This is a genomic window from Streptomyces sp. PA03-6a (assembly GCF_033792765.1).
Taxonomy (GTDB): Bacteria; Actinomycetota; Actinomycetes; order Streptomycetales; family Streptomycetaceae; genus Actinacidiphila.
Genome location: NZ_JARAVK010000236.1, coordinates 1 through 14,134 on the forward strand (window position 1 = coordinate 1; position 14,134 = coordinate 14,134).

16 protein-coding genes are annotated in these 14,134 nt (G+C 72.4%); 4 read left to right on the forward strand and 12 right to left on the reverse strand.

The features are described from left to right. From PV350_RS37005 to PV350_RS37025, 5 genes are all read right to left on the reverse strand, one after another. Positions 1 to 484, reverse strand: a 484-nt coding sequence (locus PV350_RS37005; RefSeq protein ID WP_500337865.1) for a cellulose binding domain-containing protein, incomplete at its 3' end; no start/stop codon positions are given. A 221-nt stretch (positions 485 to 705) separates the two neighbouring features. Beyond that, positions 706 to 3,246, reverse strand: a complete 2,541-nt coding sequence (locus PV350_RS37010; protein ID WP_499512804.1) for a SpoIIE family protein phosphatase — start codon at positions 3,244 to 3,246, stop codon at positions 706 to 708. A gap of 84 nt (positions 3,247 to 3,330) precedes the next feature. Further along, entirely contained in the window at positions 3,331 to 3,528 is a 198-nt protein-coding gene (locus PV350_RS37015) for a hypothetical protein (protein WP_499512805.1), read from the reverse strand. Positions 3,529 to 3,588: 60 nt separating this feature from the next. Next, a complete protein-coding gene (locus PV350_RS37020) occupies positions 3,589 to 4,410 on the reverse strand; it encodes an ABC transporter permease (RefSeq protein ID WP_500337867.1) in 822 nt (273 codons plus the stop codon). Continuing rightward, the gene (locus PV350_RS37025; RefSeq protein WP_500337868.1) at positions 4,407 to 5,396 is read right to left on the reverse strand and encodes an ATP-binding cassette domain-containing protein; all 990 of its coding nucleotides are present in this window, start codon (positions 5,394 to 5,396) and stop codon (positions 4,407 to 4,409) included. The genes PV350_RS37020 and PV350_RS37025 overlap by 4 nt, the downstream gene beginning before the upstream one ends. Before the next feature lie 64 nt (positions 5,397 to 5,460). Here PV350_RS37025 and PV350_RS37030 point away from each other — a divergent pair, with 64 nt between their 5' ends. Together PV350_RS37030 and PV350_RS37035 are read left to right on the forward strand one after the other, a co-directional pair. Beyond that, positions 5,461 to 6,213 carry a TetR/AcrR family transcriptional regulator gene (locus tag PV350_RS37030; RefSeq protein ID WP_499512808.1) on the forward strand — a complete coding sequence of 251 codons (753 nt, stop codon included), beginning with the start codon at positions 5,461 to 5,463 and terminating at the stop codon, positions 6,211 to 6,213. Positions 6,214 to 6,307: 94 nt separating this feature from the next. Then, positions 6,308 to 7,492: a magnesium and cobalt transport protein CorA gene (locus tag PV350_RS37035; protein WP_499512809.1), complete on the forward strand. Its 1,185-nt coding sequence runs from the start codon at positions 6,308 to 6,310 to the stop codon at positions 7,490 to 7,492. 13 nt (positions 7,493 to 7,505) lie between these two features. Here the strand turns inward: PV350_RS37035 and PV350_RS37040 are convergent, their stop codons facing one another. After that, entirely contained in the window at positions 7,506 to 7,775 is a 270-nt protein-coding gene (locus PV350_RS37040) for a DUF1876 domain-containing protein (protein ID WP_499512810.1), read from the reverse strand. A 126-nt stretch (positions 7,776 to 7,901) separates the two neighbouring features. Here PV350_RS37040 and PV350_RS37045 point away from each other — a divergent pair, with 126 nt between their 5' ends. After that, the gene (locus PV350_RS37045; RefSeq protein WP_499512811.1) at positions 7,902 to 8,324 is read left to right on the forward strand and encodes a CBS domain-containing protein; all 423 of its coding nucleotides are present in this window, start codon (positions 7,902 to 7,904) and stop codon (positions 8,322 to 8,324) included. A 24-nt stretch (positions 8,325 to 8,348) separates the two neighbouring features. On the opposite strand, the gene PV350_RS37050 is transcribed toward PV350_RS37045, so the two are convergent. Both PV350_RS37050 and PV350_RS37055 read right to left on the reverse strand, forming a co-directional pair. Continuing rightward, positions 8,349 to 8,696 (reverse strand): anti-sigma factor antagonist, encoded by a 348-nt coding sequence (locus tag PV350_RS37050; RefSeq protein WP_500337869.1) that lies wholly within the window; start codon positions 8,694 to 8,696, stop codon positions 8,349 to 8,351. Positions 8,697 to 8,836: 140 nt separating this feature from the next. Next, positions 8,837 to 9,706: a Sco1979 family transcriptional regulator gene (locus PV350_RS37055; RefSeq protein WP_499512813.1), complete on the reverse strand. Its 870-nt coding sequence runs from the start codon at positions 9,704 to 9,706 to the stop codon at positions 8,837 to 8,839. A gap of 193 nt (positions 9,707 to 9,899) precedes the next feature. On the opposite strand from PV350_RS37055, the gene PV350_RS37060 reads away from it, so the two are divergent. Further along, a complete protein-coding gene (locus tag PV350_RS37060; RefSeq protein WP_499512814.1) occupies positions 9,900 to 10,385 on the forward strand; it encodes an ATP-binding protein in 486 nt (161 codons plus the stop codon). Between the two features lie 22 nt (positions 10,386 to 10,407). On the opposite strand, the gene PV350_RS37065 is transcribed toward PV350_RS37060, so the two are convergent. From PV350_RS37065 to PV350_RS37080, 4 genes are all read right to left on the reverse strand, one after another. Continuing rightward, entirely contained in the window at positions 10,408 to 10,647 is a 240-nt protein-coding gene (locus PV350_RS37065; protein ID WP_499512815.1) for a DUF397 domain-containing protein, read from the reverse strand. A gap of 231 nt (positions 10,648 to 10,878) precedes the next feature. Then, positions 10,879 to 11,832: a pirin family protein gene (locus tag PV350_RS37070; protein ID WP_499512816.1), complete on the reverse strand. Its 954-nt coding sequence runs from the start codon at positions 11,830 to 11,832 to the stop codon at positions 10,879 to 10,881. Between the two features lie 105 nt (positions 11,833 to 11,937). After that, the gene (locus tag PV350_RS37075; RefSeq protein ID WP_499512817.1) at positions 11,938 to 12,381 is read right to left on the reverse strand and encodes an SseB family protein; all 444 of its coding nucleotides are present in this window, start codon (positions 12,379 to 12,381) and stop codon (positions 11,938 to 11,940) included. Between the two features lie 21 nt (positions 12,382 to 12,402). Then, the coding region (locus PV350_RS37080; RefSeq protein ID WP_500337872.1) for an ATP-binding SpoIIE family protein phosphatase at positions 12,403 to 14,134 on the reverse strand (1,732 nt) is incomplete at its 5' end.

The window sequence follows — 14,134 nt, forward strand, 5'->3', positions numbered from 1 at the left end:
GGGTCGGGGTGGGTGTCGGGGTCGGCGTGGGCGTCGGGTCGCCGCCGCCACCGCCGGTGCAGGAACCGCCGTTGAGCTTGCAGCCGCTCGGGTTCCCGCTACCGGTGCCGTTGAAGCCGAAGCTGATGCTGGCGCCCGGGGCCAGCGTGCCGTTCCAGCTCTTGTTCTTGCCGGTCCAGTGGGTGCCGGAAGCGGTCACGTCGGCGTCCCACGCCGAGGTCACCGACGTGCCGGCGGGGAAGTCCCACTCGACGGTCCAGCTGCTGATGGACGAGGTGCCGCTGTTGGTGATCGTCCACTTGCCCTCGAACCCCGTGCCCCAGTCCTGGGTCTTGGTGTACGTGGCGGTGGTACCCGCGGCATGGGCCGGCGTGGCCAGACCGACGAGCGCGGCGAACGGGAGCAGCAGCGCGGTGAGCCCCGCGGCGGCTGTGGTCCTGATGCGTCTGGTGCGTGGAGTGCGTGGGGTGTCTCCAGTGCTCAAGGGGTGCTCCTCGAGTGGGGGCCGACGGGGAAACCAGTGCCGCCTGGTGGGCGGTTGACTCCATGTCATGCCCACCACAGTTCCCTGGCAGAGTAGAAAGGTCTGGACCAGATGGCAATAGGTCTGGACCATCTCGACCCCTCGGCCTGGAGCACGACGCCCCGGCGACCTCGCCGGGGCGTACAGGTGAACGAAGGAGCGCGCGGGGGCGGCGTCCGGCGTCAGGCCGGTTCGCGCACGGTGACCGTGTCGATGCCGATGTCGATGCCGACGTCGGGGCCGTGCCCGTCGAGGAACTGCTCGGCCCAGATGATCTTCCCGTCGTCGGTGTAACGGGTGCCCCACCGCTGGGCGAACTGCGAGATCAGGAACAGCCCGCGACCGCCCTCGTCGGTGGTGCGGGGGTGCCGCAGGTGCGGGGAGGTGCTGCTGGCGTCGGAGACCTCGCAGGTCAGCGCCCGTTCCAGGATCAGCCGCAGGCGGATCGGACCGGAGCCGTGCCGGATCGCGTTGGTGACCAGCTCGCTGACGACCAGTTCGGTGGTGAAGGCGAGGTCGCCCAGGCCCCAGTCCTCCAGCTGCCGGGTGGACAGCTCGCGGGCCCGCGCCACGACCGCGGGGTCGGTGGGCAGGTCCCAGGAGGCGACCCGGCCGATGTCCAGGCAGCGGGTCCTGGCCAGCAGCAGCGCCACGTCGTCGTGCGGGCGGGCGGGGGCCAGTTCGTCGACGACACTGCGGCACAACGCGTCCAGCGGCAGGTCCTCGGCCTCCAGGGCGGTCCGCAGCCGGCTCCGCCCGCTGTCCGGCACGTCGCCCGCGCCGTCCGCCGTCGCGACCAGGCCGTCCGTGTACAGCGCGAGGACGCTGCCCTCCTCCATCGTCAACTCGGCCGCCTCGAAGGGCAGTCCGCCCAGGCCCAGCGCGGGCCCGATGGGCATCCGGGGGAAGCGGACGGCCTCCCCGCCCTCGGCCCCGCACCGCTCGCCGGCGGGCCGGAGCACGGCGGGCGGCAGGTGCCCGGCGCTGGCCATGACGCAGTGCCTGCTGACCGGGTCGTACGTCACGTACAGGCAGCTCGACCCGAGCGCGCTGCCGCCCACCCCGACGGTCGCGGACTCCCCGGCCTCCCGGGAGACCTGGACGACCAGGTCGTCCAGGTGCGCCAGCAGCTCCTCGGGCGGCAGGTCGAGGTCGGCCAGGGTCCGTACCGCCGTGCGCAACTGGCCCATGGTCGCGGCCGCCTCGATGCCGTGGCCCACCACCTCGCCCACCACGAGGGCGACCCGGGCGCCGGACAGCGGGATGACGTCGAACCAGTCGCCGCCCACGCCCGACAGCTCGTCGGCCGGCCGGTAGTAGGTGGCGACCTCCACCGCCTCCTGCGGCGGGAAGGTGTGCGGCAGCAGGCTGCGCTGCAGCACGAGGGCGGCGTCCCGCTCGCGGGTGTAGCGGCGCGCGTTGTCCAGGCAGACCGCGGCCCTGGCCACCACCTCCTCCGCCAGGCGCAGGTCCTCCCCGTCGAAGGGGTCGGCGCGGCGCACCCGGAAGAAGAGGGTCACGCCGAGGGTGACCCCGCGGGCGCGGATCGGCACCACCATCGCCGTGTGGAGCCCGAGTTCGCCGAAGTGGAGCGCGCGGCCGCCGGCCGGTCCTGCGGCCCACTCCAGCTCCAGCGGGTCCAGCCGGGAGCTGAGCCAGGAGGTGCCGTCGGTCAGGCACCGGATGGGCGGGGTGTCCTCCAGGTAGGCGGAGACCGCCCCGATGCCGAACGCCGGCTGGGGCTCGCCCTGCCGCGCCGCCCGCATCCCGGCGCGGCGCAGCGGCACGGTGACGGCGTCGCCCAGCGGGCCGGGCTGCGGCTCCGCGCCCTTGATGACCGACTCCAGCAACTCCACGGCGACGTAGTCGGCGAGGTCGGGCACGACCACGTCCGCCAGGTCCTGCGCGGTGTGCATCACGTCCAGGGTGCGGCCGATGTGCTCGCTGGCCCGGTCCAGCAGCGACAGCCGCTGCCGGGCCCGCCAGCGGTCGCTGATGTCGACCACGGAGTAGCAGACGCCTACCGGGACGCCGCGCTCGTCCTCCAGCCGTACGAAGGACATCGCATGCGCCTTCTCGCGGCGTGGATCGGTGCGGAACCGCCCGACGTGCTCGTAGTCGATCACCGGCACGCCCGTCTCCAGGACCTGCCGCATCTGCGCCTCCAGGACCGTGGCGTTCAGGCCCGGCTGGATCTCCCCGAGCCGGCGGCCCATCCGCTCCTGGGAGGGGCCGCCGCCGAAGCGCTCCAGTGCCGCGTTCGACCACACGCAGCGCAGTTCGGTGTCGACCACGGCCAGCCCGATCGGCGTCTGGCCCGCGATCCGTTCCAGCATCGCCGGGGTCATCCCGGACGCCACGGAGCGGGCGGTGCTGCGGGACTCCGCCGCCAGGACCATCCAGCGGACGGACGTGCCGCCGATCCCCTCCGGGAGCCCGGCCACCCGTACGCCCAGCGTGACCCGCATGCCGTCGTCACGGCGGAGCCGCAGCACACCCGTCCAGCCGCCCTCGGTGCGGCAGCGCTCGGCGATCTCCGGCGGCCGCGCCGCGTCCTCCGGGGCGAGCAGGGCCACCGCGGGGGTGTCGATGACGTCCGCTGCCCGCCGGCCGAGCAGCCGCTCGGCGGCGGGCGGCCAGCTCAGCAGCCGCCCTTCGGCGTCGAGCAGCAACGTGACGGCGTCCGCCACGCCCGCGTCCACGCGTTCCTCGGGAGTCCCCATGGCCAGCCACTCCGTATCCGCCCGCAACGTTACGCTCCGCTCACCGTTCTTGTTCTTCCCACTCGGCGAACGCCGCTCACGGCGTCACGGGAAGAAGGAGAGCGGGCCGTCCGCTGCCCGCCCGGGCTCGTGGCCGGAACGGGAGGAGAGGCCGGAACGGAAGGGGAGGGTGGGCGGCCTCAGGAGCGTGCCCGGCGGGGACGGGTCCTCGGGGCGGCCGGCGGCCCCCGTGGGGACGGGCGGCGCGGGGAGAGACCGGCCGAAGAGCACCGGGACGTCCATCAAGACCTCCGGAGTACGGCCCCCGTGTCCCCCGCGAATCAGATTACTCGTCGGCCCCGGTCAGCGCCCCCCGCGTGCGTGCCGCCGTATCGCCAGCGGGACGAAGACCGCGAGCAGTGCCAGCGACCAGCCCACCGAGGCCGCGAGCGGATGGGCCATGGGCCACGCCGCCCCCGGGGCGTCGGCGATCCGGGCGGCCGGGCCGCCGAAGAGCCCGCGGCACGCGGCGGCCACGGCGCTGAGCGGATTCCACTCGGCGACGGCGCGCAGCCAGCCCGTCATGCCGGAGGTGGGAACGTAGGCGCCGGAGACCAGTTGCAGCACGAAGGTGGCGCTGCCGAGCTGCGCCGCCGCCTCCTCGTCGCGCAGCAGCAGCCCGAGATGGATCCCGGCCCAGCAGGTGGCGAAGCGGAAGAGCAGCAGGAGGCCGTACGCGCCGAGCACCTGACCCGCGCCCGCCTCGACGCGCCAGCCCACCGCCCACCCCACCAAGGCCAGTGGCACCAGCCCGGCGGCGGTGACCAGTGCGTCGGCGGCCGCCTGGCCGAGCGGCACCGCGGCCCGGCTCATCGGCAGGGTGCGGAAGCGGTCGGCGACCCCCCGCTGCGCGTCCTGCGCGGCCTGCATCATGCCGGTCATGAGCCCGCCGGCGGCGACGGCGGTGAACAGTCCCGGCAGGAGGTAGGAGCGGTACCCGGCGTCCCCGGGGAGGGTGAGCGCGCTGCCGAAGACGTAGCCGAAGAAGAGCAGCAGGATCAGCGGCATCGCCTGGGTGAGGACGAACAGCCCGGGGGCCCGGCGCACCCGCAGCAGATGGCGGCCGAGCATCGCCACCCCGTCGGCCAGGACACCGCCGTCCCCTTGTCGCGCGAGCGCGGTCATGCGGCCTCCTCCTTCGCGGGAGCGGTGGACGGGACGGGCAGGAGCGGGGCGGCGCCGCCGGTCAGCCGGTGGAACACCTCGTCGAGGGTGGGCGGCCGCAGGCTCGCGTCCACCAGCGGGACGCCGGCCGCGTCCAGGGCGAGCACGATGCGCGGCAGCGTGAGCGCCGGGTCGTCGCTGACCACGCCGACCGTGCGGCGACCGTGGTCCAGCACCGGCTCGGCGCCCGTCAGCGACCGCAGGACGACGGCCGCACCGGCCACCGCGCCGGCCTCGCCCACCACGACCTCGGCGGAGGAGCCGATGCGGGCCTTGAGCTCGGCCGGTGTGCCGCGGGCGGTGACCCGGCCCCCGTCGACCAGCGCGATGTCGTCGGCGAGCCGGTCGGCCTCCTCCAGGTACTGCGTGGTCAGCAGCACCGTCGTCCCCTCGTCGGCGAGCGTGCGCACCGACCGCCAGACGCCCTCCCGTGCGGTCGGGTCGAGGCCGGTGGTGGGCTCGTCGAGGAAGAGCACCCGGGGCCGCGCGAGGAGGCTCACCGCGAGGTCGAGGCGCCGTCGCATGCCGCCGGAGTAGCCGCGCACGGGCCGGTCGGCGGCGTCCTCCAGGCCGGCCCCGGCGAGGAGTTCGTCCGCCCGCGCCCGCCCGGGGGCACCGCGCAGCCGTTGCAGCCGGGCGAACAGCCGCAGGTTCTCCCGGCCGGACAGCTCCTCGTCCAGGGAGGCCTCCTGACCGGTGACGCCGATGGTACGGCGCACCGCGGCCGGCTCCCGCACCACGTCGTGCCCGGCGACCCGCGCGGTGCCCGCGTCGGGGACGAGCAGCGTGGTCAGCAGCCGCACGGCCGTGGTCTTCCCCGCCCCGTTCGGCCCGAGGAGCCCGCAGACACGCCCCGCGGGCACCGCCAGATCCAGCCCGCGCAGGGCGCGAACCTCGCCGAAGCCCTTCTCCAGACCCTCACTGAGTACAGCGTACGTGGTTTCCATGTACGGCACCATACCCCACTCCGTACGCCGTACGTAACTACCATGGTGGACGAGGTGATGATCGATGCCAGCCAGCACCGGGCGACCCGCCGCCCCCGAGGTGATCTGGACCCGTCCGGAACGGGCGGCCAGGGGCCCGCGGCCCGCCCACAGCCGCGCCGAGATCGCCGCGGCCGCGGTGCGGATCGCCGACGCCGAGGGCATCGACGCGGTGTCGATGCGGCGCGTGGCGGCCGAGGTCGGCGCGGGCACGATGTCGCTCTACAACTACGTGCCCCGCAAGGAGGACTTGCACGAGTTGATGGTCGACGCCGTCACCGGCGAGTACGAGCTCCCCGAGGAACCCTCCGGCGACTGGCGCGCGGACCTGATGGCCCTGGCCCGGGCCGGCCGCGACCTGCTGCGCCGCCACCCGTGGGTGCCGCGGCTGTACACCTCCGTCCACGGCTTCAGCCCCAACGGCCTGCGCTACCTGGAGCACTGCCTCGCCGCCCTGGAGGGCCTGGACGAGGACGACGCCACCAAGATGGAGCTGCTCGCGGTGGTCCACGGCACCGTCATGACGTACGTGGGCAACGAGGTGGCCACCCAGGAGCGCAGCCGGGCCCTGCCGTGGACGCCGCTGGAGGAACAGGCCGCGCGCCTGGCGTATCTGACGGACCGGGTCGGCGGGGGCGCGTACCCGCGCCTGGCCGCGGCGCTGGCGAACGCTGGCCCTGCGGTCGACATGGACGCCTGGTTCGACCGCACGATCGGCCGGATCCTGGACGCGTACGGGCGCGGCGGCGGGGAAGAGGACCGGGGCCGGGACGCCTGAGCGCGGCGGCGCCGGGGACCGGGTGCGGTGCGGCCGTTTCCCCGGCGGGCTCGGGCTACCCTGCTCGGAAGGCCCGAAAGAGGGGGTGCTGCCGGTGTCCGGGCGTCGACTGCGTGCCCTGCGCGCACTGAGGAACTCGGCGAAGGAGAGGGCCAGGACGGCGAGGTCGGCCCGTCCCGCCCAGGCCTCCGCGCCGCCGTCCGGCGAGGGGGAGGGCCCCCTGGAGCCGCGGATCGCGGGCCCCGCGGCCGCCGCCGTGAGCAGCGTGATGGACGCGGCCCTGTACCGGGACGGCCGGCGCATCGCGACGCCCTCCTCCCTCGCCGAGGCGTACACGCAGCTGCGCGCCGAGCCCGGCGCGATGGCCTGGATCGGGCTCTACCGGCCGAGCGAGGCCGAGCTGGTCTCGCTGGCGAAGGAGTTCGACCTGCACCCGCTGGCCCTGGAGGACGCCATCCAGGCCCACCAGCGCCCCAAGCTGGAGCGGTACGGGGAGACCCTCTTCGTCGTGCTCCGCGCCGCCCGCTACCTGGACGCCCCGGAGGAGGTCGACTTCGCCGAGCTGCACATCTTCGTCGGCCCCGGCTTCGTCCTGACCGTCCGCCACGGTGCGGCCCCCGACCTGTCCGCCGTGCGGCGCCGCATGGAGAGCAACCCCGAGCTGCTGACGCTCGGCCCGGAGGCGGTGCTCTACGCGATACTCGACACGGTCGTCGACGGCTACGCACCGGTCGTCGCGGGGGTCGAGAAGGACATGGAGGAAAGCGAGATCCAGGTCTTCGGCGGCGACCCCCAGGTCTCCCGCCGGATCTACGAGCTCTCCCAGGAGGTACTGGAGTTCCAGCGCGCCACCCGCCCGCTCATCCCCATGCTGGACGGCCTGCAGGCGGGCTTCGTGAAGTACGGGACGGACGAGGAGCTGCAGCGCTACCTGCGCGACGTCGCCGACCACGTCACGCACACCATCGAACGCGTGGACGGCTTCCGGCAGGCGCTCGGCGACCTGCTCACCCTCAACGCGACCCTGGTGGCGCAGCAGCAGAACGCCGAGATGCGGGCGCTGGCGGAGGCCGGCTTCGAGCAGAACGAGGAGATCAAGAAGATCTCCGCCTGGGCCGCCATCCTCTTCGCGCCCACGCTCGTCGGCACCATCTACGGCATGAACTTCGACCACATGCCCGAGCTGCACTGGCTGCTCGGGTACCCCTTCGCGATCCTGCTCATGGGCGTGGTCTGCGTCAGCCTCTACCTGGTCTTCAAACGGCGCGGCTGGCTGTGAGGGCCCCGCGGGCTCAGATCCTGGGATGCGCGGGCACGTGCGTGACCTCCTCGATCTCGTGCGCGGCCTTGCCGAGGAGCTGACGCGCGAGGTCGTTGAGCGCCCTGGCCGCCGCGAGTTCCTCGCCGACCCGTTCCTGGTCCGGGTCGGAGGGGTGCCGGTTGGCGTGGCCGTGCGACCTGACCTCCGTGCCGTCCGGAAGGCGGAGCAGCGCGGCGGCCTTCGTCCTCGCGCCGTCCTCCCGGAAGTCCATCTCGATGTGCCATCCGACGAGGGTCTGCATGACGGAACACCTCCAGCGGTCCCGGTCCCGGTGTCTCCTTCCAGCGTGCTCCCTATCGCGGAACTACTCCACCAGGGTGACGATGGAGCGAAAGGAAAACGGTCCCTGTCACAAGGAGGCGCCGTCATGACCACCGCACTGGACATCATGCATCCCGGCGCCATGTGCGTCGGGGAGCGGGAGAGCCTCGCCGACGCGGCCCGGATCATGCGTGAGCAGGACATCGGCGCGCTGCCGATCTGCGGGGACGACGACGTGCTGGTCGGCATCGTCACCGACCGGGACATCGTGCTGAAGTGCGTCGCCGAGGGACGCGACCCGTCCGAGGTCTCCTGCGGCGAGCTGGCCATGGGCCGGCCGCAGATCATCGAGGGGGACGAGCAGATCGACCGGGTGCTGGAACTGATGGAGGAGTACCGGGTGCGCCGGCTGCCGGTGATCGACCATCCCGCACACCGTCTCATCGGCATGATCAGCGAGGCCGACGTGGCCCGCCACCTGCCGCAGGAACGGGTCGCCGAGTTCGTCACGGCCGTCTGCTCGGACTGACCCGGGGCCGTGTGGACGGGGCGGTCACCACCGCCCGATCCGGGCGAGCGCCTCGTCCACGCTCGGCACCGGGCGGAAGGCCCTCATCAGCCCGGTGGCGCGCAGGATCCTGAGGGTCGGGGGGCGGGCGCAGACGAACTGCACCTGCCCGCCGTGGCCGTGGACCCGGCTCCGCAGCCGGCACAGGACGGCGAGTCCCGAGCAGTCGATGAAGTCGACGGGGTCCAGGTCGACGACGAGACCGGGGCCCGGGGCGCGGGTCAGCGCGTCGAGCAGCGGAATGATCTCCATCGCCGCGACGATGTCGATCTCCCCGCTGAGTTCCACCACGACGCACCCGTCGATCGTGTGGGTACGCAGGTACGGGCTCACCGGAGCATAAGATCACCGGGCCGATGAGCCGACCAATGCGTCAAGGTCCACTTCACTCGATCGAGTGAGACCTGTGAAAAGCTGCAAAACCCCTGTTCACAGGGGAGGAGAGCGGTACCCGGCGTCGCCGCCGGGTGCACTCAGAGGGCGCGGAGGACGGCGTTCAGCCGGTCCCGGGTGGCGTCCGGGGAGAGGCTGTCGGCGCGCAGCTTCGCCATGACGACGCGGTACTGGTCGACCTCCTCGCGCTTGTCGATGTACATCGCCCCGGTGAGCTGCTCCACGTACACGACGTCCGGGACGTCGGACTCCGGGAAGGTCAGCTGGGTGAAGGTCCCGCTGGCGCCCGCGGAGTACCCCGTGAACTCCAGCGGCAGCAGCTGCACCGTCACGTTCGGCTGCTGCGAGGCCTCGATGAGGTGCACCAGCTGGGCCCGCATCACCTCCCGCCCGCCGAACCTGCGGAGCACCACGGACTCGTCCATCACGGCCACGATCTCCGGGGCGAGCTCCGAGGTCAGCAGCTTCTGCCGCTTGTGCCGCAGGTCCAGCCGGCGCTCCACCTCGTCGGCGGGGGCGCCCGGGTGGCCCAGCTCGATGACGGCGCGGCTGTAGTCGTCGGCCTGGAGCAGGCCGTGCACGAACTGCGTCTCGAAGGATCGGATGACCGAGGCGGACTCCTCCAGGCCCACGTACGTCTGGAACCACGCGGGCAGGACGTCGCCGAAGCCGTGCCACCAGCCGGCGACGTTCGCCTCGCGCACCAGGCCGAGCAGGGCCGTGCGCTCGCCGTCGTCCGTGATGCCGTAGAGGGTGAGCAGGTCGGCCACGTCGCGCTCCTTGAAGCTCACGCGCCCGAGCTCCATGCGGCTGATCTTCGACTCGGACGCGCGGATCGAGTAGCCCGCGGCCTCACGGGTGATGCCCTGCGCTTCGCGCAGCCTGCGCAGCTGCGAGCCCAGGAGGATGCGGCGCACCATCGATCCGCTTCCCGACTGCACTGTGGTCATTTGCGCCTACCTTCTCCCCGTGGCATCCAGCAGTCTGCCACCTTCGCGCTGCGTTCAGTACTCGATCGGTCACTCTCGATCGTCACTCCCGGCCCATCTGCCTCGTGCCATGCAAATGCACGTGCATCCGCCCCTTGCATCGGCCGCAGGCCGTACGGGACGATTGCGTACGTGCCGATACCGGGTGGTGCGCATGTGGACTGAGAGCTCGGCCGGGGTGCAGCCTTTATGGGACGGGCTGGTTCCGGAGCGCCTTTCGTCGTCGAGTGCCACCTCCTGCCCGCTGCCGCCGCGTTACGAGGCGGTCGGCGACGCACGAAGATTCGCGCGGACGACCCTGCACGCCTGGCGCTTGGAAGAACTCCAGGACGGCATCGAACTGGTCGCCTCGGAACTGGTGACCAACGCCCTGCGCTACGCGGTCCCCGAGGACGCGGCCCACGGGTGCGTCCGGCTCAGCCTGGTCAGATGGTCAACGCGCGTAGTGTGCGCGGTGCGGGACCCCAGCAGCCACGGACCCGTCGCCAAGGCCCCGGACTTCGTCGCCGAGTCCGGGCGCGGGCTGCATCTGGTGGAGTCCTTCAGCGAGACCTGGGGCTGGCATCCCCTCACCGGCATGGGGAAAGTCGTCTGGGCGCTCTTCCGTATGCCCGGACAGAACGACGGCCCGTCACATTGAGCCGTAACGGGGACGACCGTGGTCAGTTCGCCACGAAATGATCGAACTCCCCGTTCTTCATCCCCACGATGAGGGATTCAATCTCTTCCTTCGTATATATCAGCGCCGGTCCGTCCGGAAAACGTGAATTGCGCACGGCCACGTCCCCGTCCGGAAGCGCGGCCAGCTCCACGCACTGACCGTTCGCATTGCTGTGCCGGCTCTTCTGCCACACCAGTCCGTGGAGATCGGACGCTGCCATGCCGTTGTACGTGTGGCGCATGCTTCTCTCCAGGTAAGTGCCGTGCAGGACAGGGGAGATGATAGCCAGAGACGGTGTCACGTGCATCTGCACGTGCAGGTGCACGTGCAGTCACTCAGGGTGAATGCAGCGGCCAATGAAGGGCCAACGAACCGTCCGCCGGAATTGCTCCCACCGTATGCGACGGCCCCGCCCGGGAATCGGATTCCCGGGCGGGGCCGTTTAATGCAGGAGGCACCGCGGCCGCCGCCGTCACTCCTGACCGGCGGGAACGGTGCCGAGCTTGCCGGCCTTGAAGTCGTCGAAGGCCTGGGCGAGTTCGGCGTGGGTGTTCATCACGAACGGGCCGTACTGCATCATCGGCTCACGAATCGGCAGCCCGCCCAGAAGGACGACCTCGAAGTTGGGGCTGCGCGATTCCTGGGACCCGTCGGCGCGGATCGTAAGGGAATCGCCGCGCCCGAAGACCACCGCCTGCCCCATGCGGAAGGGCCGGTTCTCCGGGCCCGCGGTGCCGCGGCCGGCCAGGCCGTACGCCAGGGCGTTGAAGTCCGCGCGCCAGGGCAGCGTGAGCTGGGCGCCCGGGTTCACCGAGACGTGCAGCATGGTGATCGGGGTGTGCGTGGCGCCCGGGCCCTGGTGGCCGTCGATGTCGCCGGCGATGATCCGGATGAGCGCGCCGCCGTCCTCGGACGCCAGCAGCTTGACGCTGCCGCCGCGGATGTCCTGGTACTTCGGCGCGATCATCTTGTCCCTGGCGGGCAGGTTGACCCACAGCTGCAGGCCGTGGAACAGGCCGCCGGTCATGACCAGTTCTTCCGGCGGCGTCTCGATGTGGAGCAGGCCACTGCCGGCCGTCATCCACTGCGTGTCACCGTCGGTGATGGTGCCGCCGCCGCCGTGGGAGTCCTGGTGGATGAACGCGCCGTCCATGATGTAGGTGACGGTCTCGAAGCCGCGGTGCGGGTGCCAGGGCGTGCCCTTGGGCTCGCCGGGCGCGTACTCCACCTCACCCATCTGGTCCATCATGATGAACGGGTCGAGGTTCTTGTAGTCGATGCCCGCGAAGGCACGGCGGACGGGGAAGCCCTCCCCCTCGAAGCCGCTCGGGGCGGTGGTCACCTGCAGCGCACGCCGCTGCACCGCGTCGGCGGGGGCGTGGACGCGCGGCAGGGTCAACGGGTTCTCGACGGTCACTGCAGGCATGGCCAGGATCCTCCTCGGATTGTTCAACGTTCAACATAGTTGAACGCTGAACTTCCCGCAACCGTTCCCCGGCCTTTGTCCGGTTTACGTGGGGTGAGGGCCGGATCAGCCGTACATCCGCCGCATGGTGAACTCCACCATCTGCTCGACCGCCTTCGCGTCGAACACCATCCGGTGCTCGCCCTCCATGTCCAGCACGAAGCCGTAGCCGGTCGGCAGCAGGTCCAGCACCTCGGCACCCGTGATCACGAAGTACTTGGACTCCTTGCCTGCGTAGCGGCGCAGCTGCTTCAGCGAGGAGAACATGGGGATCACCGGCTGCTGCGTGTCGTGCAGCGCCAGGAATCCGGGGTTGTCGCCGCGCGGGCAGTAGACCTTGGACGTGGCGAAGACCGCCTGGAAGTCCTCCGCCGACATCGAGCCCGTGGTGAACGCGCGCACCGCGTCCGCCAGCGAGGGCGGTGACGGCTCGGGGTAGCCCGCGCCCATCGGCGCCCCGCCCATCGGCGGCGCCGCCCCTGCCATCCCGTTCTGGTCGTAGCCGTACACGGCACACAGCGTATCGGGCCGCTAGCCCGGCACGGGAGCCTCATGGAGTTCGAACCAGATCGCCTTGCCGTCGCCGAGCGGATCCACGCCCCAGGCGTCCGCCATCTCCTGCAGGAGCAGCAGTCCGCGTCCGGAGGCGGCCATCTCGCCCGGGGTGCGGCGGTGCGGCATGTCGTCGCTGCGGTCGGTCACGTCGACCCGCAGCCGCCGGACACCCGGCACGCCGAGCAGCTGCGCGCCCAGCACCGCGTCGTCGTCCGTGTGCAGCAGCACATTGGTGACCAGCTCCGACACCAGCAGCACGGCCGCGTCGACCTGGTCCCCGGACGTCCAGTCGTGCAGCAGCGCGCGGACCTCCTCCCGGGCCGCCCGCAGTTGCCGGGGGTCGGTCTGGGCGACGGTGAGCACGCTGCGCCGCACCGGGACGTCGCGGAGCGTCCCGACGGGGTCGCGGCGCACCAGCAGCAGCGCGATGTCGTCCTCCCGGCGGTCGGCGAACGGGCCGGTCAGATGGTGCGAGGCCGGGCCGTGCACCGCCTCGACCAGGGTGTCGGCGAGCGCCTCCAGCCCGTCGTCGACCGCGTCCTCCAGCACCGAGCGCAGCCGCCGCCACCCCGTGCCCAGGTCGTGGCCGCCGGTCTCGACCAGCCCGTCCGTGCAGATGAGCATCGTCTCGCCGGGCTCCAGGGTGAGCCGCGTGGTCGGGTAGTCGGAGTCCGGGGCGATCCCCAGGGGGAGGCCGCCGGCCGTGCGCCGGATGATCGTCGTGCCGTCCGCGAGCCGGACGACCGGGTCCAGGTGCCCCGCCCGGACGACGTCCAGGGTGCCGCTGACCGGATCGACCTCCAGGTAGAGGCAGGTGGCGAAGCGGCCGTCCTCCCCGTCGGCGGAACACTGGGTGAGCCCGGCCAGGAAGCGGGAGGTCCGGGACATCACGGCGTCCGGGCGGTGCCCCTCGGCGGCGTACGCGCGCAGCGCGATGCGCAGTTGCCCCATCACCCCCGCCGCGCGGACGTCGTGGCCCTGCACGTCGCCGACGACCAGGGCGGTGCGCCCCGACGGCAGGTCGATCACGTCGTACCAGTCGCCGCCCACCTGCAGCCCGCCGCCGGTCGGCACGTAGCGGGCGGTCAGCGTCATCCCCTCGACCTGCGGCCGCCGCCCGGGCAGCATCGCGCGCTGCAGCCCGTCGGAGAGCTCCCGCTCGGACTCGTGCAGATGCGCCCGGGACAGCGCCTGGGCGAGCATCCGGGCGACGGTGGTCAGCACCGACCGCTCGTCCGGGGTGAAGGCGACGCGTTCCCGGAAGGCGGCCATCCACGCGCCGATCGTGCGGCCCGCGGCGACCAGCGGCAGATACGCCCAGGACGACCGCCCGAAGTCCCGCACCAGGGGCCACGTGGCCGGGAAGCGTTCCTCGTACGCCTGCGGGCTCGGCAGGTAGACCGCACGGCCGGTGCGCACCACGACCGCCGCCGGGTACTCCGTGCGGAGCGGCATGTCCAGGAAGGGCACCTCGTCGCCCGGCCGCTGCCCGTGGAACCCGATGGCGCGGAGCCGGTCGCCCTGGACGCCGAAGACGGCGAGGCGGTCGGGGGAGAACCCCGGCATGGACAGGTGGGCGGCCACGCGGAGCACCTCCTCGGTGCTGTCCGCCTCCGCCAGCGCCCGGCCCGCGTCCAGCAGGAAGGCCTCGCGGGACCGCCGCCAGTCCGCGGGGGCGGCGGTCCCGCGAGGCCTTCCTGCTGGAGGC